This window comes from Paenibacillus tyrphae (assembly GCF_027925525.1).
GTDB classification, from domain to species: domain Bacteria; phylum Bacillota; class Bacilli; order Paenibacillales; family NBRC-103111; genus Paenibacillus_G; species Paenibacillus_G tyrfis_B.
The window spans coordinates 1-940 of record NZ_BSDJ01000085.1; the positions used below are offsets into that span (position 1 = coordinate 1).

A 940-nucleotide genomic window follows, 5' to 3' on the forward strand; every position below is an offset into this window, starting at 1 on the left:
GGGCTGGCTGACTTGGAATGACTCTCCAGGAAACGTGAACAGTAAGTCTGTGACATTCACCACCGGGCCTTACGACGATTACCAGATGTATTGGGGATTACGATACGGCGGATCCATTGCTATCGATAATATTCAGGTTACCAAAGTTAATGAATCGTTTGAAAGTGGGACATGGGAAACAAGTAATTTTACCTTGTTACAAAGAGAGGGCAGAGAAGCGGGTGTTCGACAAGACAGTTCCCTGTCAGGATCTTACTTGGTCTATGCCAACGGCAACCGCCAATGGGAATGGGATGTTTACTTAAGATCGGATCGTCAGAAGCTCCGCTTGGAGCCCAATACCACATACACGGTTTCCTTTAACTATAAAGCACTAAGTGCACCAAATAACGCTGGTTACTACGATTTCTTCGTACGAACGGATAAAGCAGAGACTGAGGATCGCGGCTGGTTGACTTGGAATGACTCTCCGGGAAACGTGAACAGTAAGTCTGTGACATTCACCACCGGGCCATACGACGATTACCAGATGTATTGGGGATTGCGATATGGCGGATCCATTGCTATTGACGATATTCGAGTTACGAAAGTTAACCAATCGTTTGTGAGCGGCAATTTCAATGAGAATATGATATTAATGAATTGAATCATTCGGCGTAAATTAAGATTTTTCATACGAAAAATTAATAAACAATAAGAAGCTCTCGCTGCGTGTTTAGAGACAGCTTCTTATTGTAACCATAGTCTATTTTTTTGAATATTACTTCAACTTTAGCTCGATATAAACATTACTTTTGTAAACTAGCGTAGCGCTGAAATATTAAAGGAAGATTTAAGGTAACACCTGAATATTCGCACCCCAGATTCCTATACTATTGCCGTACTGATCATAACAATAGGCATGCGTGGTATAGGTTCCTGTCTCGTAGTTATGTTCGCT

Annotated in this window: 1 protein-coding gene; it reads left to right on the forward strand. The window is 41.9% G+C overall.

The annotated features are described in order from the left end of the window. Window positions 1–646: hypothetical protein (locus tag QMG93_RS34945; protein WP_281944508.1), on the forward strand; the 646-nt coding region annotated here is incomplete at its 5' end. Window positions 647–940 lie beyond the last annotated feature (294 nt).